At 66.4% G+C, this 26,232-nt stretch carries 28 protein-coding genes and 4 tRNA genes; 24 read left to right on the top strand and 8 right to left on the bottom strand.

What is annotated here, in order from left to right; translation table 11 throughout:
• Positions 1-63: 63 nt before the first annotated feature.
• Both V6S02_RS06055 and V6S02_RS06050 read left to right on the top strand, forming a co-directional pair.
• Positions 64-2,529 (top strand): glycoside hydrolase family 10 protein, encoded by a 2,466-nt coding sequence (locus V6S02_RS06055; RefSeq protein WP_336400210.1) that lies wholly within the window; start codon positions 64-66, stop codon positions 2,527-2,529.
• Between the two features lie 335 nt (positions 2,530-2,864).
• A complete protein-coding gene (locus V6S02_RS06050) occupies positions 2,865-3,143 on the top strand; it encodes a hypothetical protein (RefSeq protein ID WP_240638537.1) in 279 nt (92 codons plus the stop codon).
• 118 nt (positions 3,144-3,261) lie between these two features.
• Here the strand turns inward: V6S02_RS06050 and V6S02_RS06045 are convergent, their stop codons facing one another.
• Positions 3,262-3,495, bottom strand: coding sequence for a hypothetical protein (locus V6S02_RS06045; RefSeq protein WP_336400209.1), 234 nt, complete (start codon positions 3,493-3,495; stop codon positions 3,262-3,264).
• 302 nt (positions 3,496-3,797) lie between these two features.
• Between V6S02_RS06045 and V6S02_RS06040 the strand changes: the two genes are divergently transcribed.
• The 14 genes from V6S02_RS06040 to V6S02_RS05975 all read left to right on the top strand — a co-directional run bounded on the left by V6S02_RS06040 (position 3,798) and on the right by V6S02_RS05975 (position 13,629).
• Positions 3,798-4,946: a tyrosine-type recombinase/integrase gene (locus V6S02_RS06040; RefSeq protein WP_336400208.1), complete on the top strand. Its 1,149-nt coding sequence runs from the start codon at positions 3,798-3,800 to the stop codon at positions 4,944-4,946.
• 89 nt (positions 4,947-5,035) lie between these two features.
• Positions 5,036-5,320, top strand: coding sequence for a hypothetical protein (locus tag V6S02_RS06035; protein ID WP_336400207.1), 285 nt, complete (start codon positions 5,036-5,038; stop codon positions 5,318-5,320).
• Between the two features lie 2 nt (positions 5,321-5,322).
• Positions 5,323-5,550 (top strand): helix-turn-helix domain-containing protein, encoded by a 228-nt coding sequence (locus V6S02_RS06030; RefSeq protein ID WP_336400789.1) that lies wholly within the window; start codon positions 5,323-5,325, stop codon positions 5,548-5,550.
• Between the two features lie 342 nt (positions 5,551-5,892).
• Positions 5,893-6,087, top strand: coding sequence for a helix-turn-helix domain-containing protein (locus V6S02_RS06025; protein WP_336400206.1), 195 nt, complete (start codon positions 5,893-5,895; stop codon positions 6,085-6,087).
• Entirely contained in the window at positions 6,084-6,473 is a 390-nt protein-coding gene (locus V6S02_RS06020) for a hypothetical protein (protein WP_336400205.1), read from the top strand. The genes V6S02_RS06025 and V6S02_RS06020 overlap by 4 nt, the downstream gene beginning before the upstream one ends.
• 50 nt (positions 6,474-6,523) lie before the next feature.
• Entirely contained in the window at positions 6,524-7,819 is a 1,296-nt protein-coding gene (locus V6S02_RS06015) for a DUF3631 domain-containing protein (RefSeq protein WP_336400204.1), read from the top strand.
• Positions 7,816-7,989 carry a hypothetical protein gene (locus tag V6S02_RS06010; RefSeq protein ID WP_336400203.1) on the top strand — a complete coding sequence of 58 codons (174 nt, stop codon included), beginning with the start codon at positions 7,816-7,818 and terminating at the stop codon, positions 7,987-7,989. The genes V6S02_RS06015 and V6S02_RS06010 overlap by 4 nt, the downstream gene beginning before the upstream one ends.
• Positions 7,976-8,260, top strand: coding sequence for a WhiB family transcriptional regulator (locus tag V6S02_RS06005; protein WP_336400202.1), 285 nt, complete (start codon positions 7,976-7,978; stop codon positions 8,258-8,260). Before V6S02_RS06010 ends, V6S02_RS06005 begins: the two co-directional genes overlap by 14 nt.
• 175 nt (positions 8,261-8,435) lie before the next feature.
• A complete protein-coding gene (locus tag V6S02_RS06000; protein ID WP_336400201.1) occupies positions 8,436-8,798 on the top strand; it encodes a hypothetical protein in 363 nt (120 codons plus the stop codon).
• Between the two features lie 10 nt (positions 8,799-8,808).
• Complete coding sequence (locus tag V6S02_RS05995) at positions 8,809-9,582, top strand: hypothetical protein (protein ID WP_336400200.1); 774 nt, start codon at positions 8,809-8,811, stop codon at positions 9,580-9,582.
• Between the two features lie 127 nt (positions 9,583-9,709).
• On the top strand, positions 9,710-10,183 hold the full coding sequence (locus tag V6S02_RS05990) for a hypothetical protein (protein WP_336400199.1): 474 nt from the start codon (positions 9,710-9,712) through the stop codon (positions 10,181-10,183).
• The gene (locus V6S02_RS05985) at positions 10,173-12,548 is read left to right on the top strand and encodes a tape measure protein (protein ID WP_336400198.1); all 2,376 of its coding nucleotides are present in this window, start codon (positions 10,173-10,175) and stop codon (positions 12,546-12,548) included. The genes V6S02_RS05990 and V6S02_RS05985 overlap by 11 nt, the downstream gene beginning before the upstream one ends.
• Positions 12,545-13,174 carry a hypothetical protein gene (locus V6S02_RS05980; RefSeq protein WP_336400197.1) on the top strand — a complete coding sequence of 210 codons (630 nt, stop codon included), beginning with the start codon at positions 12,545-12,547 and terminating at the stop codon, positions 13,172-13,174. The genes V6S02_RS05985 and V6S02_RS05980 overlap by 4 nt, the downstream gene beginning before the upstream one ends.
• A 101-nt stretch (positions 13,175-13,275) precedes the next feature.
• Complete coding sequence (locus V6S02_RS05975) at positions 13,276-13,629, top strand: hypothetical protein (RefSeq protein WP_336400196.1); 354 nt, start codon at positions 13,276-13,278, stop codon at positions 13,627-13,629.
• Positions 13,630-13,702: 73 nt separating this feature from the next.
• Here the strand turns inward: V6S02_RS05975 and V6S02_RS05970 are convergent.
• The 3 genes from V6S02_RS05970 to V6S02_RS05960 form a co-directional block, all read right to left on the bottom strand.
• A tRNA-Val gene (locus V6S02_RS05970) sits at positions 13,703-13,774 on the bottom strand.
• A 25-nt stretch (positions 13,775-13,799) separates the two neighbouring features.
• A tRNA-Cys gene (locus tag V6S02_RS05965) sits at positions 13,800-13,873 on the bottom strand.
• Positions 13,874-13,928: 55 nt separating this feature from the next.
• Positions 13,929-14,001: transfer RNA gene (locus V6S02_RS05960), tRNA-Gly, on the bottom strand.
• 147 nt (positions 14,002-14,148) lie between these two features.
• Here V6S02_RS05960 and V6S02_RS05955 point away from each other — a divergent pair.
• Positions 14,149-14,224, top strand: a tRNA-Val gene (locus V6S02_RS05955).
• Between the two features lie 10 nt (positions 14,225-14,234).
• Here V6S02_RS05955 and V6S02_RS05950 read toward each other — a convergent pair.
• The 3 genes from V6S02_RS05950 to zapE all read right to left on the bottom strand — a co-directional run bounded on the left by V6S02_RS05950 (position 14,235) and on the right by zapE (position 17,339).
• Positions 14,235-14,756, bottom strand: coding sequence for a type II toxin-antitoxin system PemK/MazF family toxin (locus tag V6S02_RS05950; protein WP_336400195.1), 522 nt, complete (start codon positions 14,754-14,756; stop codon positions 14,235-14,237).
• A gap of 66 nt (positions 14,757-14,822) precedes the next feature.
• Positions 14,823-16,091, bottom strand: coding sequence for an ammonium transporter (locus tag V6S02_RS05945; protein ID WP_124293163.1), 1,269 nt, complete (start codon positions 16,089-16,091; stop codon positions 14,823-14,825).
• A 213-nt stretch (positions 16,092-16,304) separates the two neighbouring features.
• A complete protein-coding gene (gene zapE, locus V6S02_RS05940; protein ID WP_124293162.1) occupies positions 16,305-17,339 on the bottom strand; it encodes a cell division protein ZapE in 1,035 nt (344 codons plus the stop codon).
• A 135-nt stretch (positions 17,340-17,474) separates the two neighbouring features.
• Here zapE and V6S02_RS05935 point away from each other — a divergent pair, with 135 nt between their 5' ends.
• The 3 genes from V6S02_RS05935 to V6S02_RS05925 are packed head-to-tail and all read left to right on the top strand — an operon-like array spanning position 17,475 to position 19,661.
• Complete coding sequence (locus V6S02_RS05935; RefSeq protein WP_336400194.1) at positions 17,475-18,380, top strand: sulfurtransferase; 906 nt, start codon at positions 17,475-17,477, stop codon at positions 18,378-18,380.
• 43 nt (positions 18,381-18,423) lie between these two features.
• Complete coding sequence (locus tag V6S02_RS05930; protein ID WP_336400193.1) at positions 18,424-18,885, top strand: SufE family protein; 462 nt, start codon at positions 18,424-18,426, stop codon at positions 18,883-18,885.
• A gap of 44 nt (positions 18,886-18,929) precedes the next feature.
• Positions 18,930-19,661: a RibD family protein gene (locus tag V6S02_RS05925; protein ID WP_336400192.1), complete on the top strand. Its 732-nt coding sequence runs from the start codon at positions 18,930-18,932 to the stop codon at positions 19,659-19,661.
• On the opposite strand, the gene V6S02_RS05920 is transcribed toward V6S02_RS05925, so the two are convergent.
• Complete coding sequence (locus V6S02_RS05920; RefSeq protein WP_336400191.1) at positions 19,630-20,919, bottom strand: alpha/beta hydrolase family protein; 1,290 nt, start codon at positions 20,917-20,919, stop codon at positions 19,630-19,632. The genes V6S02_RS05925 and V6S02_RS05920 overlap by 32 nt on opposite strands.
• 25 nt (positions 20,920-20,944) lie before the next feature.
• Between V6S02_RS05920 and V6S02_RS05915 the strand changes: the two genes are divergently transcribed.
• The 4 genes from V6S02_RS05915 (at position 20,945) to V6S02_RS05900 (ending at position 26,182) form a co-directional block, all read left to right on the top strand.
• Positions 20,945-21,532 (top strand): DUF3000 domain-containing protein, encoded by a 588-nt coding sequence (locus tag V6S02_RS05915; RefSeq protein ID WP_124293157.1) that lies wholly within the window; start codon positions 20,945-20,947, stop codon positions 21,530-21,532.
• On the top strand, positions 21,525-22,724 hold the full coding sequence (locus V6S02_RS05910; protein WP_124293156.1) for a ribonuclease D: 1,200 nt from the start codon (positions 21,525-21,527) through the stop codon (positions 22,722-22,724). Before V6S02_RS05915 ends, V6S02_RS05910 begins: the two co-directional genes overlap by 8 nt.
• 76 nt (positions 22,725-22,800) lie before the next feature.
• Positions 22,801-24,006 carry a thiolase family protein gene (locus V6S02_RS05905; protein WP_141938365.1) on the top strand — a complete coding sequence of 402 codons (1,206 nt, stop codon included), beginning with the start codon at positions 22,801-22,803 and terminating at the stop codon, positions 24,004-24,006.
• 13 nt (positions 24,007-24,019) lie between these two features.
• Positions 24,020-26,182: a 3-hydroxyacyl-CoA dehydrogenase NAD-binding domain-containing protein gene (locus V6S02_RS05900; RefSeq protein ID WP_336400190.1), complete on the top strand. Its 2,163-nt coding sequence runs from the start codon at positions 24,020-24,022 to the stop codon at positions 26,180-26,182.
• The last annotated feature ends 50 nt before the right edge of the window (positions 26,183-26,232 follow it).

Below are 26,232 nucleotides of genomic sequence, written 5' to 3'. Positions count from 1 at the left end.
CGAACCAATTGCTGACCTGTGATGCCACAACGCGGATCACTACGGAATGACAAGGATTCGATGATGAATGCCCTGACACGTGCACGCCGCCGTACCGCGCTCGCCGCGGCCGCCGTCGCCCTCGCACTGAGTGCACTGAGCGCCTCGCCCGCGCTGGGTCTGAGCCCGGCGCCCGTCGTGAAGGCGCAAGCCGCCGCCCTCGTCGCGCCCGTGGCGGGAGACGAGGTGACGACGGCCGGCGGCGAGCGGATCGCGATCGCCGCGGTCAACCCGCCGAGCAGGCTCGCCGGGATGGTCGCCGTCTACACCCCGGCGTTCGGGGCGACCACGAAGACCAACGGGTTCGGCGGTGAGGCCGTGCTGCGCCCCGCCGCCGGCGGCGCATGGACGGTGCAGAGCGTGTGCACGATTCTCGCCCCGTGCGGTGATCCCGCCTTGCGCCCGGGTGACAATGCGATCCCTGCCGACGGCATCGTCCTCTCGGTATCGCCGGGGGGCACGCCCGACGTCCGCGCGTGGCTTCGTGACAACATCCGCCCGGGCGACACCGTGCGGATCGGTCCGGTCATCTCGCGGGAGGAGCGTACGACGCTCGATGCGGTCGATCCGACAGCCCAGTCCAACCCACCCGGTGTCGACGGCACGGGCGTGTGCTTCCCGGGCTGTCGCGGCGCCGAGCAGATGGTCCAGTACACGCCGGCATCGAGCCGGGAGACCACGGGAACGAACGACTTCGGTTACGAGGTCACGGTGCAGGACGGCGTCGTCACAGGCGCCGGTGGCAACGACCGCGAGATCCCTGCCGACGGCTACGTCCTCTCCGGTCACGGCGGACGCGGCACGTGGCTCCAGACCAACGCCGTCGTGGGGGCCGCGATCTCGATCGAGGGCGATGTCCTGATTGCGACGGTCGACGAACGAACCGCGATCTTCGGCGCCGAGCGCGCCCTCGATGACGCCACGGCACGCATCGGGGCAGCCACGGCGTCGTGTCTGGTCTTCGCGTCCGACGCCGCTCGCGCGGCGGCGACGGAGTCCGCGACACTCCTCGACGACGCACGCGCCGCCTCGGGGTCGGGCGACGCAGCTGAGGCGGTGGATCTCGCGGTGGCGGCGCGGGGCGCGGCCGAGCTCGCCGCCCACCGCACTGCGGAGTCACGGGTCGCGGAGGGGCGCGCGACGTGGGTGCGTCCTGAAGAGACCACACCGGAAGCCATCGAGGCATCGCTCGACCGGATCGATGAGGCGGGCTTCAACATGGTCTTCCTCGAGACCATCTATCAGGGATACACGATCTACCCCTCCGAGGCCGCCGCCGCCGCCGGTATCGCCCCCCAGCGCCCCGAGATGGTCGGGTTCGACCCCCTGCAGGTATGGATCGAGGGTGCGCACGAGCGCGGCATCGAGCTGCATCCCTGGATCCACACCTTCTTCGTCGGTGCCGATCAGACGGTGGGTACCGGTCCGATCCTGTCGCAGCACCCAGAGTGGGCGGCGATCCAGCGACAGGATGTCGGGAAGCCCGGCCTCCACCCCTCGATCGCGGAGCCCGGCTACTACTTCCTCGACGCCGCGCACCCCGACGCGCGGGCCTACGTGCAGTCGCTGCTGGCAGAGCTCATGTCGACGTACGACATCGACGGAATCCACCTCGACTACATCCGGTACCCGGTCTCGCAGCCCTGGGAGACGGCAGGGTATTCCTACAGCGACTACTCGCGACAGGCATTCGCCGGCGAACACGGCGTCGACCCCTACTCCCTCTCCCCGGACTCGCCGCTCTGGCAGACCTGGACGGACTGGCGGATCGCGAACGTGACCTCGTTCGTCGGAGAGGTTCGGGATCTGCAGCAGAAGTCCGCTCCCGACATCGCGCTGTCGGCGGCCGTGTTCGCCGACCCGGTCGACGGGCTCGACAAGAAGTTCCAGAACTGGGGCGACTGGGTCGATCGCGGCTTCGTGGACGTTCTGACGGGCATGTCCTTCGGTACCTCCGGAACCTCTGTCGCACGCGACACAGAAGCCATGCGCGAACGGGTCGGCGATGAGGAGTACCTGTACACCGCGACGTACGGACCGTTCCGCGGCTCGACGTCCGGCACGGTGCTGGAACAGATTCGTGCGGTGAACGCGGCAGGGTCCGATGGCACGGGCCTGTTCGCCTACAACCAGTTGACCGATGCGCAGGCGCGGGCGCTGTCGGAAGGCGCGCACCGGGTCGAGGCCGTCGCTCCGCACGCGGATCCGATCAGCGCGGCCTCGACGGGGATCCGTCACCTGCGTGACGGCCTGCCCGCCACCGTCGAGGGCCGATGCCTGGCTGCGAAAGACGCTGATCGCATCGGACACCGTCTCGACAAAGCCCTCGACGCGCTGTCTGACGGCAAGCTCGACAAGGCCGCCAGGGAGCTCGACAAAGCCTCGAGCCTCCTCCCTGCTGACGACACCGCGTCAGCAGCATGGGTGGAGCGGGCTCAGCGCGATCTGGCGATGTACGGACGCTGGGTCGAGGCCGCCGTCCGTCGGTGACGCTTCGCCGCAACGGCGATGACACCGCGAACGCGGTGGGGGTGGAGTTCTCGCAGTCCGGGGACTCCACCCCTTCGCATGCGGTCGCGAACCAGGTCAGCGTCGCGCGTGCCTCGGGCCCGGACCGGTCGGTCCTGCTGAGCGCCCCGCGCCCCGACGCGTCCTCTCGAGCCGAGAGCACTGGCTTCGGATTCGAACTCGTCACCCGCGGAACTCCCTCTCCTCCCCCGGGGACGGTGGACACGGACCATGTCGTCGGCCGCGGATAGACTCGCCGCTGCTCGGGCGGAGGAGGGACGATCGCCATTGGCACGAACAGGCGCTACGCCCACGCGGTGGACCGCCGGATCAGCGATCGTGTCCTCGAACGCACCGCGGCACAGGGGTCTTTGCAGACGTTGACCCGGGCGGAGCTGCAGTTGGACCTCCTGCCGTGCACGACCGATCCCCACCCGAAGGCTGTGCGCGCGTGGGTTCGCTTCGGCGCGACGCCGGTGCAGGTCGACGCCGAGGCGTGCATGTGGACCCCGCGCGCGGTGGCGATCAGGTTCCACGTGGGCACGCGTGAGTACCGGTGCTGGGTGTGGGCGAACGCGGTCGACCCTTCGCCGTGAGCCCTTTCACCGAGGCCCACGCCCTGCACCGAGACCTTCCGTGACACGGTGCGTCTCGAGCGTGAACGTCGGTTTCGCCGATGGCAGAGCGAAACCCTCTTGCCCGCCTGAGCTGCGGTCAGCGCCCGGCGGCGGCGGCGCCTCCATGACGTCCCTGGCCGGTGGAGCCGGCGCCGGCACCGCGACGTCTTCCGAGCGGGACCATCGGAACAGCGAGCCCGAACAACGCCACGAGCGGCAGGAAACTGCCCGACACCAGCGCCAAGACCACACCGAGGGCCGCAAGGGAGATGGCGATCCCCCACACGGTTGCCCGCAACCATCCAGGAACAAAGTCACCCTCGGAAGCCATACGCGTGACTCTAAGGCACGAGAAGACGGCCCCGCGAGACGCGCACCGAGTTCACAGCGCACGAACACCAACGTCGCCCGCCCCGCAGCTCAGAAACAGAAAACCCCCGGCTGACCGGGGGTTTTCATCTGTGCGCGATACTGGGATCGAAACTGTATCAGTGACACTGGGCAGATCAGCGTGTTTCCGCGGGTTTGGCCCATTATGGTGCGGAAGTGGGGGGTTCGTGTTAAGGTCACTGGAACGCACGAGACCGCACAACCACGCATGAGATATTGCACGGTATTGCACGACGGAGAGCCATGGCAACCAAGAAGCGCAAGCGCAGGGAGTCGTTCGGCGCGGTCCGACAACTGCCGTCGAAGCGCTACCAGGCGTCCTATGTCGGCCCTGACGGGAACCGTTACACCGCTCCCCTGACGTTCACCGCGATGGATGACGCGCGGGCATGGTTGGCGCGGCGGCGCATCGAGATCGCAGACGGACTCTGGAGCCCCCACGAAGCCCAAACGGAGGCGACAGCTAAAGCGACCCGTGTCGTCACCTTCGCCGACTACGCAGAGCAGTACATCAGCACCCGCACGAACCGTCACGGCGCACACCTGAGCCCACGAACAGCGGAGGAGTACCGCCGGCTGGTGAAGCGCCCGCTGGCACCGTTCGCTGACTCCCGGCTCTCGGCGGTGACCCCCGATGCTGTCCGGTCCTGGTATTCGGATCTGATCAGCTCGGGGAAGAAGACTCAGGCGGCTCGAGCGTACGAACTACTCAAGGCGATCTTTTCCACGGCGGTGCAGGACGGCCGGGTTAAGGCCAACCCGTGTCAGATACGTGGGGGCGCGTCGGCATCGACCGGTAAGAAGACTGTTCCGCCGACGCCCGCTGAGCTGGCGAAGATGCTGGAGGTGATCGCGCCTCGTTACCGTGCTGCGGTGCTTCTCGGCGCGTGGGCTGGTGTTCGTTACGGGGAGCTGACAGAGCTGCGACGCAAAGACCTTGAGCGGGTCGGGGACGTGTACGTGGTGAACGTGTCCCGGGGTGTGACCCATGTCACGGGCCATGGCGCGATCGTTGGGCCGACGAAGAGCGAAGCGGGGGTGCGGTCTATCGTGTTGCCGCCGCATGTCACCGGCGACATCGAGGCGCACCTAGACGAGCACGTGGGCGGGTTCCCCGACGCGCTTCTGTTCCCTGCGAAGAATGGCGTGAAGCACCTGCGTGAGTCGTCGTTCACGAAGCATTGGTATCCGGCTCGTGAGGCTGCGGGGCGTGAGGATCTGCCGTTCCACGGGTTGCGGCACTACGGGGCAACACGGTTCGCGTTGACGGGTGCGACGTTGAAAGAGATTCAGTCGCGTCTAGGTCACAGCACCGTCGCTGCGGCGATGCGGTATCAGCACGCCGTGGGGCGGGATGAAGAGCTTGCGAGGCGCATGAGCGACCTCGCATGAGGTGTTGCAGATCCAACACCTGACATGAAAATGCCCCCGCCGCGCGGCACACGCGACGAGGGCTTAGACACCGAAAGGGTAAACAAACAATGTCCACCAAACAGATTACCGTACCCGCCCAGGCGCCCGCGTGGGCCTGGAAGACCGAGTACGTCGAGGAAGACGGCGTACGCATCTTCCTGGGCCTCACCTCCGACCACAACGGCGTAACGGCGCAGATCGTCGCCTCTGACTTCTCGCCCAGGCCGATCGTCGATGTCAGGTTCGATGATCGAGACTCAGGCGATCAGTTCTATATGCCGCTCGACCGCCTGGAAGACCTCATCGAGGTTCTGAAACAGACCCGTGACGTGTACAAGGAGGCGACCCAGTGAGCATGTCGCGAGAGGCCTTCTACGCCCAGCTTCGAGCCAATGTCCGTGAGCTGTTGGAGAAGAGCGGGATGACTCAGAAGCAGTTGGCTAAAGAGATGGGGATGCCGTACAGCACGCTCAACAAGAAAATGCGGGGCGTATCGACGAGATGGAGCGCTGTAGATTTCGCGAGCGTCTACGGCGTCTTCGGTGATGACCCCACTTTGCTGCGGGGCCTGTACTCCACGTGAGTCCATTGAGGGGTGGTAGGGCGGTTGCTTACGAGGACCTCGTCCTACCACCTTTTCCCTGAGTATTGGCTGAGAGTCCCGCAACTCCCCGCATGGCGGCGCACCGGCCTGTTAATCTGATGTCCTAACTGAAAACCGACTGCTAGGTCTGAGGATCGAAAGCGGAGAAAGCCCCTGGAGGGCAGCCCACGCGGCACCGCTGGACAACGGAAGCGTCGAAGCCCTGGAGGCTCCGCACCCGGAAAGTAAGACCGAACGGAAACGCCCTGGAGGCCGACCGAGCGCAACCGAACCCCCGATGGGTTTGCGTTGGCTCGGTTTCGTGCTTTCTAGGAGCAAACCGTGGCTACTACCGCAGTCGCACAGTCCTGGGGAACCATCCAGGACGCCGCAGAGATGTTCAAACTCTCTGACGACACGATCCGTCGCATGATCTCCCGCGGCGAGATCGAAGCCAAACGCTTCGGCCCCCGCCTCATCCGCGTCAACCTTCAGAGCATCGCCGACTCCGCACGCCCCCTGGCGGTGGTCGCTTGAATGACGAAAGCCGCCCAAAGGCGGCTCCCGAAGACTCAGCTGTGGCGGCGGTGTCTAGGCCCTATTCTACCGGGTCCGTCTACGTCACTGGGGTTATCGAGCGCCGCAACCATCCTCACGAACTGCACCCCGTCATGCATGACCTTTGGCGTGACGGATTCACCGCAGGATGGCTCGCCGCGCAACCGCTGATCCAGCAGGCGCGCGCCGACGCTGACAGGTACTACTACCTCGCGTTCAACTCCGAGGAAGCGCAGCAACGGCACAAGGAAGCCCTGAAGGCGTTCGACGTTGCTCGCAACCGTGCCAGCACCGCCGAGACATGGGCCGTGCTCGACCGCATCGCCGCCGAGCGGGCAGCAGCAGCGCAGGGGGGGACTCAATGAACCGTCACGAACCCACTCCCCCGCCCGAAGGTAAGCGGTGGGCTGTCAATGTGCACTCATGGCAGGCGGGTGTTCCGGATGTTCCGGATGTTCCGCTTCCGGAGGGAAAGGCGGGCGCGCATCTTCTCAATGAAGTTCGGGACTACCTGCGTCGGTTCGTCGCGTACCCGACAGAGTGGGCGTCGACCGCTCACGCCCTCTGGATCGCTCACGCTCACGTCGTTGACGTGTTCGAGAACACCCCCCGCCTCGGGTTCATCAGCCCTGAGCCCGGATCGGGTAAGTCTCGAGCCCTGGAGATGACGGAAGCACTCGTCCCCCGCCCTGTCCTGTCCGTAAACGCCTCAACGGCGTACATCTTCCGCAAGATCAGTGACGAGGCAGGGCTACCGACCCTGCTTCTGGACGAGGTTGACGCCATCTTCGCGGGCGGGAAGACGGACGCTTCCGAAGACCTCCGTGGCCTTCTCAACTCTGGTTACCGTCGTGGCGCAACTGCTGGCCGTGCCGCCATCCGAGGTAAAGAGATCGTCACTGAAGAGTGGCCGTCGTTCTGCGCCGTCGCACTCGCTGGCCTCAACCAGCTACCCGACACCCTGATGACCCGTTCAGTGGTGGTCCGGATGAAGCGGCGCCGGCCGGATCAGAAGGTGGAGCCGTACCGCCGTCGCGTGAACGGTGAACAGTCCGACCACCTAAACATCCGTCTCGCTGAGTGGGGGGAAGAGGTCAGGGAGGATCTGGAGACGGCGTGGCCGACACTGCCTGAAGAGATTCAGGACCGTGACGCGGACGTGTGGGAACCGCTTATTGCTGTGGCTGACGCTGCTGGTGGTGAGTGGCCTTCCATGGCTCGTGCGGCGGCTGTGGCGGCTGTCACTGAGTCGAAGTCGAAGCCCGCATCACTGGGCGTGCAGTTGCTTACTGACATCCGCAGGGTGATGGCGGACAGCGACCGCATCTCAACAACCGAGCTGCTTGATGCGCTTCATGACCTGGAGACGGCCCCGTGGTCGTCGCTGAGGGGTGAACCTATCGACGCCCGCTTCTTGGCTCGCACGCTCTCGAAGTACGAGATTGAGCCGACGAAGATCCGTGTGGGTGTGGCAACGGTCAGGGGTTACCACCGTTCAGCCTTCGCGGATGCGTGGGAACGCTACTGTCCCCCGCCTTTCGTCCCAGAGACGGAACAAGCGGAACAAGCGGAACAGGCCGCTGAGTCGGCGTCTAGTCCTTCGACCTCCTGCCGGGTCTGTGGACATCCGCTCTGGTCCCCGAAGTCACTGATGGATGGCATCTGCGGGAAGACCGATGACGCGCACACGGCAGAGCGGAGGGCGGCATGATCCCCCACGTCATCACCACGGCAACCTGCAAGGGCTGTAATCCGTGGGTGCGGGTCATCGCACACCCCACCACGAACCAGCCGATCGCTCAGGAGCTGCACGAGGACACCTGTCACGTGTGGCCCAAGCTGACCCGCTCAGATCGGGGAGGCATCCATGCCGCGCACTGACCCCGGAGCGGCCGAGTACGCCGCCCTCGTGGAAGCGATGGAAACCGTGCGGCCAGCGTGCCGCGACTACGAACTGTTCACCGCCGACGAAGTAGACGACGCACAACTCGCGCTCGCCAAACGGCTCTGCGCCGACTGTCCACTGACGGCCTACTGCTCGGCCTACGCCGCCGCATCAAAGCCAACCGTAGGGATATGGGCGGGCGTCAACTACGGACCGTCAAAACAGCGCACAAAACGAAAGGAAACACGTGGGAAAGAAAACCCGTAAACCCCACCAGCCACCGCGACACAACAAACGCCACGACCCCTGGCAGGTATTAGCGGAAGACCTTTACGACCGCGGCCTCATCTCCGCCATGGCCGCATTCGGACACATAAGCAATTGGCGCACACGCCGCCTATACGACGAATTCTCCTAAACACCCGAAAGAAAGGAAGCCATCATGGCTGAAAACTCGAACCACATCGACCGTGCCCACCCGGTGCGTGTCCTTCTCGACAACGCCGCCCACGGCAACGTCGCCACCCCGAACGACCTGAACCACCTTCTCGGTGACGTGTCAGACGAACGACTCCCAGAAGGGCACAGCCTCCTCCGCTACCGGGAAACGATCAACACCCACGCCGCACGAATCGCGAAGATGCACGCGACCGGGAACTACCAGGCCGCGAGGGAAGCAGCAGCCGCAGCAGCAGCAGAACTCGCCGGCCGAATGACCCCCGAGCAGCGGGCACTCAAAACCCACTCCACCCGCTCCGACCAGGCAGACATCGACTCGATGGTCGCCCGACTCTTCACGAACTGAGGTAACACCCATGGCCTACACCACAACCCGCTCAGCGAACATCGACGGCGGCAACGTGCGCGCCCTCACCGAAACCGCCGACATCCTCAACAGCCACGGAATCCGCGTCCCTGACGATGTGACCGAAGCCCTTACCCGACACAAGCAGGTCATCGATCACATCGCCTCTGTCATCGCGGAGACCGATGCGGACATGGCCGGTGTCGAAGCAGCTCGAGCACTCGCAGACGGCGAAGGGACCGCGCAGCAACTCCTCACAGCAGCAGCGGCCACCAGCCTCACGGGACGGAACCCTCAGACCGCGTACCGGAAGATCATCGACCGCGCAAAGTCCCTCGCGGCCCACGACCTGCGGCAAGTGTTCGCAACCCACGGTGACCAGTGGGTGACAAAGATCCTGCGGCCACGCATCACCAAAGCTGTGAACGTCATCGTGGAAGCAACCCAGTACGCACCCCAGTACGACGCGTTCAGGGAACCCAACGCCGCAGACAACTGGCTCAGCAACCCCGCCGTGAACGAAGCATGGACAACCCTCCGAGACCTGTACCGAGTAGCCCGCAAGCTGCGACAGTTCAAGGTCATCCCCTCCACCTTCCAACGTGACGACACGTACGAATGGACCGGGACTGCCGTCGAATACACCACCCAGAAAGCCGGTGACACTCTCACCGCATCGGTGCGTGACAACATCCGCGACGGCAACCTCACATGGTTCCTCATGGGCATCCAGTACGGGCTCACACCCACCCTGCTGACGGAGAAGGAAACCAGCCAGCAGTAGCGAGCCGGAAAGGGGGTGGGGGGCACTCCCCTCCACCCCGCAGAGTCGCCGGAGTTAGCCAGCCACGTTATGCGTGCGGGAATGGTTCGTTTTTTTAGATGGGATTGCAAACGAAAGGAGCCCAGTGATGGCTCAAAAGGGTATTGCGGGCGTGCTGGATGCACTACGCGAGGAAACGGAGACGGAATCGTCACCGAAGCGGATTGATGCGCTTATAGAAGCTGCGAAGAAGCGGGTGATGGAGTCTTTCGACGTTGAGATTGGTATTGGCGACGACATTTACTCCGTGGTGACGTTCACGGAAGTTCGGGGCGTTGATTGGGGGAATGTGACGGCTCTTTCGCCGCCGCGTGAATCGGTGCCGGCTGATTTCCAATTTGGGTTCAATCCGGATGCGGCGGTTGAGCATTACCCGGCGTCCGCGATCCGTGTCGATGGGGAGCCGGTGACCTCGGAGCAGTGGAAGGAACTAGTCGGCTACCTCGATGCGGCGGCACGGGTCGATATGGCATCGGCGTTGTGGGCGGTCCATGAGTTGAAGCCGCGTCAGCAGTTGGCGGCGCTGGTCGCGAAGAAGAAGGAGGCCAGCGATGGCAAGTGAACGTGTGGTGAAAGTCCGTCTGTCGGCCGAGGTCGCCAGTTATGTCTCCGGTATGAAGGAGGCCGCGCAGAAGACCCGTGAGGTGGGTTCGGAGTCGGAGAAGCTGGCGCAGAAGCGAGAAGCGTTCGACTCGTTCGGGCGTAGCGCGCTCGGCGTCGGCGTGGCGATGAATGCGCTGACCGTGGCGGTGCTGAAGACGGGGATTGAGTACAACAGTCTCCAGCAGCGTTCTCGCGCGGCACTGTCAACCCTGTTGGGGGGTGCTGAGGCCGCGAACGCTCAGATGGACAAGCTGGACGAGTTTGCTCGCACGTCACCGTTCGCGAAGTCCACCTTCATCACTGCTCAGCAGCAGATGCTCGCGTTCGGTATCGAAACGTCGAAGGTCATCCCCTACCTGGATGCAATTCAGGACGCAATCGCGGCTTCGGGTGGCTCAAACGCCGATCTTGAAGCGATCGTCGCCACGATGAGCAAGATCCAGTCGTCCGCGAAGATCACCGCTACGGATCTGATGGAGTTCGGTAACAGGGGTATCGACGCGGCTGGGCTCATCGGTGCGTCGATGGGTAAGACCGGCGCGCAGATCCGGGATGAGATAACCGCGGGTTCGCTGGACGCCACGAAGGCTCTGGACGCGCTTGTGGAGGGTATGAAGACACGTTTCGGTGGTGCTGCGGCGAACGTGAAGGAGACGTGGGAGGGGGCCGTAGATCGCGTCTCAGCGGCGTGGCGTGACCTGTCCGCTGATTTCGCCGCGGGCCTGGTGGACCCGAACGGCGGTGGGATGCTGGTCGATCTGGCGAACCTGGCCGCTGACATCATGCGTGCGTTCCAGGCGCTCCCTGACCCGGTGAAGAACGCTACCGGTGGGGTGTTCGCGTTCGCTGGTGCGGTGGCTACCGTGACCGGGCTTGTCACGCTCGCTGTTCCGAAGGTGATCGCGTACCGGGGGCAACTGGCGAGCCTGGGCCTGTCGATGCGTACCCTCTCCCTTGCTGGTGGAGCCGCTGGGGTGGCGCTGACGGGGCTTGTAATGGTCATTGGGGCTGTCGCGGGTGCTCAGGCTGAGGCGCGGCAGAAGGCGGAAGCGTATGCGTCTGCGATCGAGTCGGGTGCTACGGCTACCCGTGAGGCTGTTGCGGCGAATCTGACGGCTGAGAAGTCGTGGCTGTGGGTGTCTCGAGGTTCGGCGGCTGACGCTGCGGAGAAGTTCGGTATCCAGCTCACCGACCTCGCTGACGCCGCCCAGGGCAACGCTGACGCCCTCGATGGGATGGCCGATGTGATCAAGGCTGGTTCGGGTGACATGGACGCTGGTAACCGTCTGGCGGAGAAGTACGGGATGAGCCTGGCCGAGGTGTCGTCGGCGTCGGGGATGGTTGCTGAAGCTGTGTTGGGTGAGGCGCGTTCCCTGGAGGAAGCGACCCGCATCCTCGGGCAAAAGAACGAGATCACTGAGGAGGGCACGGAGGTCACGAACACGGCGGCTGATGCGTACCTGAACGCGGCAAGCTCTGCCGGCGACCTGTCGTCGCAAATCTCGGAGCTGATGGACCGTATCAACGAGTCCAACGGGATCGGGCAGGATGCGGTGTCGTCTAACGCCCGGTGGCAAGCCTCGCTCGCCGGAATCTCGGCTGAGGTGCAGCGTCAGCGTGACGAGTTCGAACAGGCCAACGGGACTCTTGACGGGTTCACCCTGTCACTGGACGAGTCCACGGCATCCGGGTCAGCTAATGCGGCGATGCTCGCTGACGTTGCTGGCGCGGCGTTCGACGCGGCGGGGAAACAGTACGAACTCGACAAGACAGTTATGAGCGCGAAAGACGCTACCGACAAGTACGCGGGGACTCTCGCCGCTCAGCGTGAAGCGTTCATCAACTCGGCTACCGCTGCGGGGTTCAACGCCGACGAGGTGCAGACTCTCGCCGACAAGGTGTTCGCTCTGCCGTCCGAGAAGGAGGTCGAGATCCTTGCCGAGACAGCTGGTGCTCAGTCCACGATTGACCGGTTCCTAGCGAGCAACAGCAATCTGCGGGTTCGGGTCGCTGTCGATGCCGTGACGGGCGGTTCTGTGCGGTCTGTGGTGGGTACGGACTACGACGTGGCCCGTGCTGAGGGTGGCCCGGTGTTCGGTCCTGGTGGGCCGAAGGATGACCGTGTGCGGGCTCTGCTGTCGAACGGCGAACACGTGTGGACCGCTGAGGAAGTGCAGGCCGCTGGCGGACACGGCGCGATGGAGGAGATGCGCCGCGCTGTGATGTACGCCCGCACACCAGATGGGCCGGAAGTCGTGGTCAACGGCACCACACCCGGCCTGTTCGACAAACTGATCAAAAGCGAAATGGAGACCACCCGATGAGCATGCTGATCTTCAGCCAGACCGAGGAGAACCTAATCCTTTGGACCGACACCCTCGTGGTGGACACCGATCACCGCCCGACCGGCCTCGCGCAGAAGGCGTGGGCGCTTCCCGACATAAACGTATTGGTTGCGGCCACCGGCACCGCCGAGATCGCTCTGTCGTTTGTGGAGAACCTGAATAGGGCTTCCGGGCTGACTGACATCGAGGACGTGAACGGTAGGGCGACCGGTGTTCTCCAGGCCATCCACGACACTCTCGAAGCGCACGTGGGCAACATCGGCCGTTCAACGATCTACGTATGGGGGTTCCCCGCTGACGGCGGCAAGCTCGTGCGCTACATCTACCGGTCGATGAACAACTATCAGCCTGAGCGATACGTAGGCGATCAGTTCGGTGCAAAGCCCTCCCCGCCCGGTCGCGAGCTAGAAATGCCATCAAGCCATGAGGATGTGATCGAGTTGGCGTTGCAGTTGCAGCAGATCAACCGTGACTCCGAGCACGGCGTACCCTCCGGTGGCGAGCTGATCGCTACCTACCTCCAGCGCGGCGATGTCAGAACGCAACTGATCTTCCAGTTCCCTGACCTGGAGGAGTCGTTGAAGGCGATCAAAGAACGAGAGTGACACCACGATGCCCCCGGCGCTGCATGTTTGGCGTCGGGGGCTTTCTTGTTTCTTGGGTGTCTGGACTACCGATGTCGGAGGGTGGGCCTAAGGTGCGGCACATGAACCTCCCCAACGGCGTAGACAAGATCCTCGAATACCTGGCCATGATGGCTCAGGGTTACGACAATCACCTGAAATGGAACGAGCAAGCCAAGCTGAAGGCCGACATGATGAATGTTCCTGATCGGTGGCGCGTGATCGATCCCGCAGAGTTCAGAGCGCAGGCGCTCGCACTTGGGATGCGTACCGAAGATGCCGATGAGATCACCGACTACCTGAAGCGCCGCCTCCAAGGGCGCCGCCTCGTGCCGACTCGGAGCTACCGCGATTTCAAGTTCACCTACCCGGTGGACACACTCCCTGAGCCGAAGGGGTTTGGCGAGATTCGCCGCAGCGGCGCGCTCAACTGGTGAGTTGGTATTGCACGCATATTGCACGAGCCGTCCCGAGAAGCAGAAAACCCCCGGAATTCCGGGGGTTTCTCTGTGCGCGATACTGGGATCGAACCAGTGACCTCTTCCGTGTCAGGGAAGCGCGCTACCGCTGCGCCAATCGCGCCCAAGGGCTGTTTGATTATGTGGAGTGGAGGTGGCGACGGGATTCGAACCCGTGTAAACGGCTTTGCAGGCCGGTGCCTAGCCGCTCGGCCACGCCACCGTGTGTGGTTCGACCCACGCGTCGTGTCCACCCCGGAGGGTGGACCCCGCACTCGAGCGGATGACGAGACTCGAACTCGCGACCCTCACCTTGGCAAGGTGATGCGCTACCAACTGCGCTACATCCGCGTGCTCCCGGCTTCCCGGGCGCTTCACCGACTTTAGCCGATCCGGCGCCCTGTTCCAAACCAGCGCCTCCGCCGCGTGTCGCCGCGGCTTCCGGTTCGGACCGGGCTCCGGCATCCGGTAACATCGGTACCCGGCCCCCGGGCCGACGGGCGATTGGCGCAGTTGGTAGCGCGCTTCCTTCACACGGAAGAGGTCATCAGTTCGAGTCTGGTATCGCCCACCACATCCGAGTCTCATCTCGGCGCGGAGAACCGCCAGCCGTATCTCCTTCGAAGCGCCTCGGCCACCGTGGTGAAACGCTGCAGGTCCAGGGCGGCCGCCTCGCGTCGCATCCCGCGGTCATGAACGGTGTACAGCTGATCGATGTCCACCCACGAGGCGCGACCACGGCTGTCCCACTCCCCCGTGCCCAGCGGAAGGTAGTCATGGTCGCCGTCGTGCGCCTGGCTGGTCAGTCGCACCGCGTAGACCCGATCGGCTGATGCCCGACCGATGACGAGGACCGGACGATCCTTGCCGCGCCCGTCGTTCTCGGCGTAGGGAACCCACGTCCAGACGATCTCGCCCGCATCGGCAGTGCCGTCGGGGTCTGGCCCGTACTCGATGACGAGGTTCCGGGGCGGGCGGGCGACGGTCTGGGTGCCCACCGCCGGGCTCGTCGCGGAATCCCCCGCATCCGGGCGCGCTCCTCGGCTCGTGCGACCCGCACCGAGGAGCGCAGAGAGGGAACCGAGCAGACCGCGCATTCGCACCATCACGCCAACATACGCGGAGGGCGCCGCGCTCTCGCGCGACGCCCTCCGGATACGGCGTTCGGTGATTCAGCCGCGGGTGTCGGTGAGGACGTAACCCTCTTCGCCGTGCACCACGGTGTCGATACCGGCGACCTCGTCCTCGTTCTTCACGCGGAAGCCGATCGTCTTCTGGATGGCGAAACCGATGATCCAGGCGAGCACGAAGGAGTACGCCAGCACGGCCACAGCGGCGATCGCCTGCACCAGCAGCTGCGTGCCGTCACCGCCCATGAACAGGCCGGTGCCGTTGGCGAAGAAGCCGATGTAGAGCGTGCCGACCAGGCCACCCACGAGGTGGATGCCCACGACGTCCAGCGAGTCGTCGAAGCCCCAGGCGTACTTCAGCTCGATGGCCAGGGCGCAGACGACACCGGCGATGATGCCGAGGAGGATCGCCCAGATCGGGTCGAGCGAGGCACAGGCCGGCGTGATGGCGACAAGACCCGCCACGGCACCCGATGCGGCGCCGACCGAGGTGGGCTTGCCGTCCTTGATCTTCTCCACGACGAGCCACGCGAGAAGAGCGGCGGCCGGAGCAGCGATGGTGTTGACGAACGCGAGCGCGGCCACACCGTCGGCAGCCAGCTCCGAGCCGGCGTTGAAGCCGAACCAGCCGAACCACAGCAGACCGGCGCCGAGGAGGACGAACGGCGGGTTGTGGGGAACGTGCACGCCCTTCTGGAAGCCGACCCGCTTGCCGAGCACGAGAGCCAGGGCCAGAGCGGCGGCACCGGCGTTGATGTGAACCGCCGTTCCACCCGCGAAGTCGATGGCGCCCACCCCGAAGGTCTCCTGGAGGCCGTAGGTGATCCAGCCGCCGTAGGCGAAGCTGCCGTCTTCGGCCAGACCGAAGTTGAACACCCAGCTGGCGACCGGGAAGTACACGATCGTCGCCCAGAGGCCGGCGAAGATCAGCCAGGCGCCGAACTTGGCGCGGTCGGCGATCGCACCGGACACGAGGGCGACGGTCAGGATCGCGAACGTGGCCTGGAAGGCGACGAAGGCGAGCGGCGGATAGGCGGCGCCCTCGGGCACCTCGAGGAGGCTCGTCAGACCGAGGGCCGACCAGTCGATCGACCACGGGGCGACCAGTCCCTCAGCTCCCGGGAACGCGATCGCGTAACCGTAGAGCACCCAGAGGACGCCGATGAGTCCGAGCGAGCCGAAGCTGAGCATCATCATGCTGATGACGCTCTTGGCCTTCACCAGTCCGCCGTAGAAGAACGCCAACCCTGGCGTCATCAGCAGGACGAGTGCGGCCGCGATGAGCATGAATGCGGTATTGCCTTGATCCATCTCTCAGGAGAACCTCTCTGCAGGGACGCAGGATGTAGCGTCGGGTGGCCTCCAGTGTGGTGACCCGCGGTTTCAAGAGGCATGCGTCCCGTGTTTCCGGTCGGTTACGCCCCCGGCCCCTGGGTAAACATCAGGTTTCCGGATGCCGCGAAGCGGCCACGACCACGCTACGAAACGGCTCAGCGCCCGTGGCGGAGCGGTGCGACACGGCGCTCAGGCGAGCGTCGAGGCGATGAGACGCGACGTCGCGCGCAGGTACTTCTTGCGATAACCGCCGCTGAGCATCTCGGCAGGGAAGACCTGGTCCAGCGAGAGCCCGGTCGCGCGGATCGGAAGCTGGGCGTCGTAGACGCGGTCGATGAAGGCGACGAAGCGCAGAGCGGCCGACTGGTCGTCGAAGGCCCGGACATCCCGCATCCCGATCATCCCGACGCCGTCGATGAGACGGATGTAGCGCGACGGGTGCACGCGGGCGAGGTGGGCGATGAGGTCGTCGAACGCGTCGTCGGATACCACCGTCCGGGTCGCGGCGTCGGCGATCGCGCCGGCGTATTCGGCGTCGTCGAGCGTGACGGCGTGGCCGTCGAGCGAACGGTGGCGGTAGTCGGTGCCGTCGATGCGGATGGTCTCGAAGTTCGCCGCCATCGCGTGGATCTCACGGAGGAAGTCCTGCGCGGCGAAGCGGCCCTCGCCGAGCGCATTCGGCGGGGTGTTGGAGGTCGCGGCGAGCTTCGTTCCGCCGGCCACCAATTCACCCAGGAGCCGGGTCATCACCATCGTGTCGCCCGGGTCGTCGAGTTCGAACTCGTCGATGCACATGAGGTCGGTGCCCCGGAACAGCTCGACCGTCTTCTGGTAGCCGAGCGCGCCGACCAGCGCGGTGTACTCGATGAACGAGCCGAAGTACTTCCGACGGGCCGGCATCGCGTGGTAGACGGCGGCGAGCAAGTGGGTCTTGCCGACACCGAATCCGCCGTCGAGGTACACACCCGGCTTGGTCTCGGGCTGCTTCTTCGCCCGCCGGAAGAACCCGCCGCGCTCGGGAGCGGGTCCTCCACCGGCGAAGGTCACCAGGTAGTCCTTGGCCTCCTGCTGCGACGGGTACTGCGGGTCGGCGCGGTAGGAGTCGAAGGTCGCGGAGGCGAACTGCGGCGGCGGAGTCAGAGCGGCCACCATGTCGGCACCGGAGATCTGCGAGTCGCGAGAGGTGAGGTGGATGACACCGGTTCCGGTGCGGGTTGCGGTCATGAACGTCCTGTGTCGCCGTCTTACGGATGTCGAGGCTGAGGGTGCGCCACGGCGCAGCGGATCCTAGGCTCGAGGGGGACGGTTACACCCTACGCCGTCCACCCGTCTCCCCCGACATCCCGAGGAGTGTGCCCCGTGCCCGTGGAGTTCGACACGTCATCGCCCAAGTTCGCCGAGTACGCCGACCCCGGGCGCCTGGTCACGGGAGCCTGGTTGGAGGAGCGATTGGGCACGCCGGGACTGGTGGTGGTCGAGTCCGACGAGGACGTCCTGCTCTACGAGACGGGTCACATCCCGGGCGCGGTGAAGGTCGATTGGCACACCGAGCTGAACGATCCCGTGGTGCGCGACTACGTCGACGGCGAGGGATTCGCCGAGCTCCTCAGCCGCAAGGGCATCTCGCGCGATGACACGGTCGTGATCTATGGCGACAAGAACAACTGGTGGGCCGCCTACGCCCTGTGGGTGTTCTCGCTCTTCGGACACGAGGACGTCCGGCTGCTCGATGGTGGACGCGATCTGTGGATCGCCGAGGGACGGCCCCTGACCACCGAGGCCAGCATCCCTGCCCCGACCGTCTACCCGGTCGTCCAGCGAGACGACACCGCCCTCCGCGCCTACAAGGAGGACGTGCTCGCCCACCTCGGGAACCCGCTGATCGACGTCCGCTCCCCCGAGGAGTACAACGGCACCCGCACGACCGCTCCCGCCTACCCTGAAGAGGGAGCGCTGCGCGCCGGTCACATCCCGAGCGCGAAGAACGTGCCGTGGGCGAGGGCCGTCGCCGAAGACGGGGGGTTCGCGCCCCGCGCTGAGCTGGAGCAGATCTACCGCGACGAGGTGGGACTCACCGGCACCGCGCCGATCGTGGCCTACTGCCGGATCGGCGAACGCTCCAGTCACACCTGGTTCGTCCTGCGCCACCTCCTCGGCTTCTCCGACGTGCGCAACTACGACGGGTCGTGGACCGAGTGGGGCTCGGCGGTACGGGTGCCGATCGTGGCCGGCGACGAGCCGGGAGAGATCCCGGGCCGCGCCTGAGCGGCCCGGTCGGACTCGCTGAGGGCGTGGGAGGATGGCGGGGATGACATCCCCCGACGTTTCCTCGGACGTGCCCGCCGCACTGGCGGCGATCCGCGACGACTTCCTCGAACTCCCCGAGCAGGAGCGACTGCAGCTTCTGCTGGAGTTCTCGCACGAACTCCCGCCGATCCCGGATGCGCTGGCCGATCACCCGGAGCTGCTCGAGCGTGTGGCCGAATGCCAGTCTCCGGTCTTCATCCTCGTCGAGGTCGACCCGGAGGGCGTCGTGGCGATGCACGCAACCGCGCCGGCCGAAGCGCCCACCACGCGGGGGTTCGCCAGCATCCTGGTTCAGGGGCTGACCGGCCTGACGGCCGACGAGGTCCTGGCCGTCCCCGACGACTATCCCCAGAGCATCGGCCTGACCCGTGCGGTGTCGCCCCTGCGTATCGCAGGGATGACGGGCATGCTCGGGCGCGCGAAGCGGCAGGTGCGTGCCAAACGGGTCGGCGCGCCGGGCTGACCATGTCGGGTTCGGTACACGCCTCTGCGCCTGCAGGGCGCTGGGTGACGGAGGTCATACCGTCCTCGTTCGAGCGCGTCGACACGACGGACGACTCCGCAGCAGAGTGGATGTCGCGGCGCTACCGGCGCGCGGAGAGGGCCTTCGTCAGGCTGAACATGGTCACCACGCTCACCGGGTCATCCACGGGTGCGGACGGATCGAGCACGTCGATCAGTTCGCGGGTGGACCGGATGATCCTCGGTGCGATCCGTCGCGAGGCCGACGTGGTCGTCGTCGGGGCCGAGACCGTCCGAGCCGAAGGGTCCGTGCTGCCCAAGACCGCGCGCCTGGCGATCGTGACCGCCACCGGCGACCTCGGCGACGGCTCGCTCCGGCGCCGTGACGGGCGGGAAGCCCCGCCGGCTCTCCTCCTCTGCCGCCCCAAGCATGCCGACCGCGTCACCGCCGCGGTCGGGGACGCACCGGCCGAGGTCGTCGCGGTGCCGTCGTCGGGTGCTCCGGGCGAAGACGCCACGCGGCTGCATCCCGTCGACGTCGTCCGCGCACTCCAGGCGCGGGGTCTCCGCCGGATCGTGTGCGAAGGCGGCGCGGGTCTTGCGACGCAGTTCGTGGCGTCGGGGATGGTCGACGAGGTCTGCGTCACCGTCGCGCCGTTCCTCGAACCCGTGCACCACCCCTTCCTCTCCCTCGCCGCCTCGGTGCCGTCGGAGGTGGCGGGGATGCTGGTGGACGACGCCGGATTCAGCTACCGGCGTCTGACGATCCGCCGCTGAGCTCGGACGTTCCGCCCTCACCGTCGTCGGGTCGGCTTGCGTCGACGTCGAGGCTCAGCCCGTGACGACCGAGCCACGTCCGGATCGCGGTACTCCACCGTTCCTGGTCGTAGTTCCACAGCTTGGTGTGCCGGGCCACGTCGAAGACGATGAGCTCGACCAGATCGGGGCGGGCGACGACGAGATCGTGGGAGGCGTCGGAGGGCACGAATCCGTCGTCGTCGCTGTGCAGGATGAGGATGGGATGCCGCAGCTCCCCGGCGCGCGCCACCACGTCCAGCTGGTCGAAGGGGATCGGCCCGCCGGTGCGGGTCAGCGGCGTCGTCCACTCGCTGGCGAGTGCACCGAGGGCGAGACCCGTGACCGGCGCCGGAAGCCCCATCATCTTCGCCTGATAGTTCAAGACGATCCGCCAGTCGATGACGGGCGATTCGAGGATGAGGCCGGAGATCACCTGACGGTGGGGAGAGTTCAGTGAGACCTGCAGCGCGATCGCACCGCCCATCGACCACCCCATGAGGATGATGCGCTGGGCGCCGCGGCGGCGGGCGAACCCGACGGCGGCATCGACATCGCGCCACTCGGTGGCACCGAGGGCGTAGGTGCCGGTCCGACTGCGGGGCGCCTCACCGTCGTTGCGGTAGGAGACGACGAGGGATGTGATCCCCAGGGCGCGGAACACCGGCACCGCGCGGAGGCACTCCGAGCGCGTGGTGCCGCGCCCGTGGATCTGGATCACCCAGGTCTCGGGCGCCTCGTCGGAGGTGTCAGCCGGGAAGAGCCACGCGGGACACGGCCCGACACCGGATCCGATGAGTTCTGAGGAGAAGGGCAGGTGCAGTTCCTCGGGGCGTTCGTAATACCACCCGCTGAAGGCGGCATCGGGCGCCACCCCCGCGCCGGGGGGAACGTGGGTGAGCAGCTTGCGCTTGACGCCGAGGGCGTCTTCGTCCAGCACCGACCCGAGCTTGAGGTAGCCCGTGTCGCCGGCGGTGAACAATCCGTAGCGTCCCGGAAGGACGGTGTCGTCCGTACGGGAGAGCGTGATGGTCTGCGCGACGGGATCGACGGCGAGGATACGGGTGTCGGCGACGCGCACGGCAGGCGTCACCACCCGTCGCGCGACACGGACCGACACCACGCCCAGCACACCGACGGCGGCGGCGACGGCGGCACTGAGGATCGCGACCGCGGCCCGGACTCCCCCCAGCAAGCCGGGTGGGGGGCCGGAGGGTGCGGCGCGCCTGGAGTCGACCATCGAGCGATCACTCTAGTCTGTCCGCGTGGCTGACCAAGGATCCCCGGCGACGACGGCGTTCGCCCTCGCCGCGGAGGCCGTGCGGGCGACGACGTTCCGAGAGGACTTCGCGGTGCGCGAGATCCCCGCGCCCGCGGGCCTCGCACCCGAGGCGATCGCGCTCGCCGGCGACGTGCGACCCGAAGACGACGGCGTGGACTCGCCGTATGGAACGGGCCGCTTCATTCTGCTCCACGACGAGTCCGAACCGGCGGCGTGGGGAGGTCCATGGCGGATCGTCTGCTTCGCCCAGGCGCCTCTCGAGGCCGATATCGGTGTCGACCCGCTGCTGGCGGACGTCGCCTGGTCATGGCTCATCGATGCCCTCGACTCCCGCCATGCCGCCTATCACTCGGCGTCGGGCACCGCGACCAAGACCCTTTCGAAGGGCTTCGGTTCGCTCGCCGAGGAGGGGGACGGCGCGCAGATCGAGCTGCGCGCGTCCTGGTCTCCAGACGGCGACATGACCGGACATGTGGAAGCCTGGAGCGAATTGGTCTGCATGCTCGCCGGTCTCCCGCCGGGGTCGGAGGGCATCGCGGTCTTCGGTCCTCGGAGGACGATGCGTGGCTGACTACACCGTGATCGCGGACGCGGGGTCGTTCGCGCGCGCCGTCTCGTCTCTGCGCGACGCCGAGGGACCGGTCGCCGTCGACGTCGAACGCGCCTCCGGATTCCGGTACTCCCAGCGGGCCTACCTGATCCAGGTCTTCCGCCGGGGCGCAGGAGTGCATCTGTTCGACCCGCCCGTCCTGGAAGACTTCTCCGCCCTCCAGGAGGCGATCGGCGACGCCGAGTGGGTGCTGCATGCCGCCAGCCAGGACCTTCCTTCGCTTCGCGAACTGGGCCTCGAGCCCATCGAGATGTTCGACACTGAACTGGCGGCGCGTCTTCTCGGTCACGAGCGGGTGGGGCTCGGCGCCGTCGTCGAGGACACGCTCGGCATCAGCCTGGCCAAGGCGCACTCCGCTGCGGACTGGTCGACCCGGCCCCTGCCCGATTCGTGGCTGGAGTACGCCGCGCTGGATGTCGCCCACCTGATCGACGTCCGCGACGCGCTCGTCGCGGAGTTGGCCGAGCAGGGCAAGACCGAGTTCGCACGGCAGGAGTTCGCCGCCGTACTGGCCCGGGAGCCCAAGCCGATGCGCGAGGACCCGTGGCGGCGCCTCAGCGGCCTGCACACCGTGCGCGGGCGCCGGGCGCTCGCCGTCGCCCGCGCCCTCTGGACCGCGCGCGAGGAGTACGCACGGGAGCAGGATGTCGCACCCGGGCGCCTCGTTCCGGATCGGGCGCTCGTCGCGGCGATCCGCGCCGATCCCGCGTCCAAGCACGAACTCGCCGGCGTGAAGGAGTTCACGGGCCGCGCCAGCCGCAGCCAGCTCGACCGGTGGTGGAACGCGATTCAGGAGGGCCGCGCCGCGACCGACCTCCCGCCCGACCGTCTCCCCGGCACCGACTCCATTCCGCCGCCGCGCGTATGGCCCGACCGCAACCCTGCCGCCGACGCGCGGCTGAAGGCCGCTCGCCCCCTGGTCGAGGAGCGCGCCGCCGAGCTCTCCATGCCGACGGAGAATCTGCTGACCCCCGAACTCCTGCGCCGTGTCGCGTGGTCGCCGCCCGACGAGATCACCGCGTCTGGGGTCGGAGAATCCTTGCGCGCCCTCGGCGCACGACCCTGGCAGATTGACCAGACTGCACAGATCATCGCCGATGCCTTTGTGGAATCCGTGCAAAGCAGTTCGACGGCCCCGGAGAGCGCTTCGTAGGTTGCGCCCAACCGATTCCGTGCGATTTCGGCGGCCCACCTACGCTCGCAGAGATCCCCGATTTTTGGAGGCTTAAGTGGCCGAGCTTTCCGACGTCTTCTTCGTCGACGGTATGCGTACCCCCTTCGGGCGCGCCGGCGAGAAGGGCATGTACTGGAACACCCGGGCTGATGATCTCGCCGTGAAGGCGACCATCGGGCTCATGGAACGCAACCCTTCGGTGCCGAAGGACCGCATCGACGATGTCGCCATCGCCGCGACATCCCAGACCGGCGACCAGGGGCTCACCCTCGGTCGCAGCGTCGCCCTCCTGGCGGGGCTGCCGCAGACCGTCCCGGGCCTCGCGATCGACCGGATGTGCGCCGGCGCGATGACGAGCGTCACCACGATGGGCGCCTCCATCGGTGTCGGGATGTACGACCTCGCCCTCGCGGGCGGTGTCGAGCACATGGGGCACCACCCCATCGGCGGCAACGCCGACCCGAACCCGCGCTTCGTCGCGGAGAAGATGGTCGACCCGGGCGCCCTGAACATGGGGGTCACGGCGGAGCGGATCTTCGACCGCTTCCCGCACCTCACCAAGGAGCGCTCCGACCGGTACGGCATGCTCAGCCAGCACAAGGTGCAGGCCGCTTACGACGCCGGAAAGATCCAGTCCGACCTGGTCCCGGTGGCCATCAAGGGCGCCGACGGCGCCTGGGGACTCGCCACCGAAGACGAGGGTCGCCGCCCCCAGACCACGATGGACGACCTCGCGGGGTTGAAGACCCCGTTCCGCGCTCACGGGCGCGTGACGGCCGGAACCTCCTCGCCGCTCACCGACGGAGCGACGATGTCGCTCCTGGCCGGCGGCGCCGCCGTCAAGGAACTGGGTCTTCGCCCCAAGATGCGGATGGTCTCCTTCGGCTTCGCCGGCGTCCAGCCCGAGATCATGGGTATCGGCCCGATCCCGTCCACCGAGAAGGCGCTGAAGCGGGCCGGGCTGAAGATCGACGACATCGGCCTGTTCGAGTTGAACGAGGCCTTCGCCATCCAGGTCATCTCCTTCCTCGACCACTTCGGCATCGCCGATGATGACCCTCGCGTGAACCCCTGGGGCGGTGCGATCGCCTTCGGACACCCTCTGGCCGCATCCGGCGTGCGCCTGATGATCCAGCTCGCGGCCCAGTTCGCCGAGCGACCCGACGTCCGCTACGGCCTCACCGCGATGTGCGTCGGACTCGGGCAGGGCGGATCGGTCATCTGGGAGAACCCCCACTACAACGGCAAGAAGCGCAAGTAAGGGCACGGCAGCGATGACCAACACATCTTCCGAACAGTACGCCGCGATCGATTTCTCCCCCCTGTCCGCCCTCACCGACGACGAGGTGGTCACCCACTCCCCCGTCAGCGACGTCCGCCTGCCCTCGGGCAAGGTCCTCGCCCTCATCACCCTCGACAACGGTCGGGACCACACGCGCCCGAACACGCTCGGGCCCGCGACGCTCACCGAGCTCGGTGCGACACTCGACTCGCTGAAGAAGCGAGCGGATGCCGGTGAGATCGACGCAGTCGGCATCACCGGCAAGCAGTACATCCTGGCCGCCGGCGCCGATCTGAGCGACATCACCAAGGTGGACTCGCGCGACGCCGCTCGCCTGGTCGCGCAGCTCGGTCACCGCGTGCTGGGGCAGCTCTCCGAGCTCGGCGTCCCCTCGTTCGCCTTCGTCAACGGGCTCACGCTGGGCGGCGGACTCGAGATCGCCCTGAACTCGACCTACCGCACGGTCGATGCCTCCGCTGCGGCGATCGCGCTCCCCGAGGTCTTCCTCGGCATCATCCCGGGGTGGGGCGGTGCGTACCTGCTGCCGAACCTCATCGGGATCGAGAACGCCCTCGAGGTGGTGATCTCGAACCCGCTGAAGCAGAATCGGATGCTCAAGCCCCAGCAGGCTTTCGACTACGGCATCGTCGACGCCATCTTCCCGGCCGCGAACTTCCTCGAGGATTCGCTGCGCTGGGCCGACGGGGTCCTGGGCGGTCGCAAGGTCGAACGCAAGAACGAGCCGGGCAAGATCGAGCGTCTCACGAAGTGGCCGATCGCGATCAAGATGGCCCGCGGCATGCTCGAATCCAAGATCGGGACCGTTCCGCGCTCGCCCTATGTCGCGCTCGATCTGTTGGACAAGGCCAAGTCCGGAACCAAGGCCGAAGGATTCGCCCGAGAGGACGAAGCCCTCGCAGACCTCGTCGTGGGCGACCAGTTCGCGGCGTCGATGTACGCCTTCGACCTCGTGCAGAAGCGCGCGAAGCGCCCGGTCGGGGCTCCCGACAAGGCCTTGGCGAAGAAGGTCACCAAGGTCGGGATCATCGGCGCCGGGCTCATGGCCAGCCAGTTCGCGCTCCTTTTCGTGCGGAAGCTGCAGGTGCCCGTCCTCATCACCGACCTCGATCAGGCGCGCGTCGACAAGGGCGTCGCCCACATCCACGACGAGATCGGCAAGCTGGAGGCCAAGGGGCGTCTGGACGCCGACACCGCCAACCGGCTGCGCGCCCTCGTGACGGGGACGACCGACAAGAGTCTGTACGCCGACTGCGACTTCGTCATCGAGGCGGTCTTCGAGGAGGTCGGGGTCAAGCAGGCCGTTTTCGCCGAGATCGAGGCGGTCGTCGCCGAGGACGCCATCCTCGCGACCAACACCTCGTCGCTGTCGGTCGAAGAGATCGGGGCCGAGCTCGCGCACCCTGATCGACTGGTCGGGTTCCACTTCTTCAACCCGGTCGCGGTCATGCCTCTCATCGAGATCGTCACCACCCCGAAGACCTCGGACGCGGCGCTGTCCACCGCCTTCGTCGTCGCGAAGGGTCTCGGCAAGAATGCGGTCCTCACCGCCGACGCACCCGGCTTCGTCGTCAACCGTCTGCTGGCCAAGGTCATGGGCGAGGCCGCACGCGCGGTCTACGAGGGAACCCCCGTCGTCGACGTCGAGAAGGCCTTCGCACCACTGGGGCTTCCCATGGGTCCGTTCCAGCTGATCGATCTCGTGGGGTGGAAGGTCGCCGCGCATGTGCAGGACACCATGGTCCGCGCGTTCCCCGACCGGTTCTACGCCAACGAGAACTTCCACGCGCTGGCGGAGCTGTCCGAGGTCGTCGAGAAGGACAAGTCGGGCCGGGTCACCGGCTTCACCAAGGCGGCGGAGAAGGTCCTGAAGGGCCACGTGGGCGACAGCCCGGCCTCGGCCGAGACCATCCTCACCCGCGTGCAGGACGGACTCGCCCAGGAGATCCGCATCATGATCGACGAGAACGTCGTGCCGGCGGTCGAGGACATCGACCTCTGCCTCATCCTCGGTGCGGGCTGGCCGTTCATCGACGGTGGCGCATCGCCGTACCTCGATCGCGAGGGAGCGTCGCAGCGCGTGTTCGGCGACACCTTCCACCACCCGCCGATCCGCGGTGTCGCGTCGCGCGGCTGACCGCCCGATGTCACGACGAAGGCCCCCGGCTCACGCTGGGGGCCTTCGTC

The sequence above is a fragment of the Microbacterium sp. CCNWLW134 genome (assembly GCF_037083565.1).
Lineage (GTDB): Bacteria > Actinomycetota > Actinomycetes > Actinomycetales > Microbacteriaceae > Microbacterium.
This window is presented reverse-complemented; position numbering and strand designations above follow the sequence as displayed.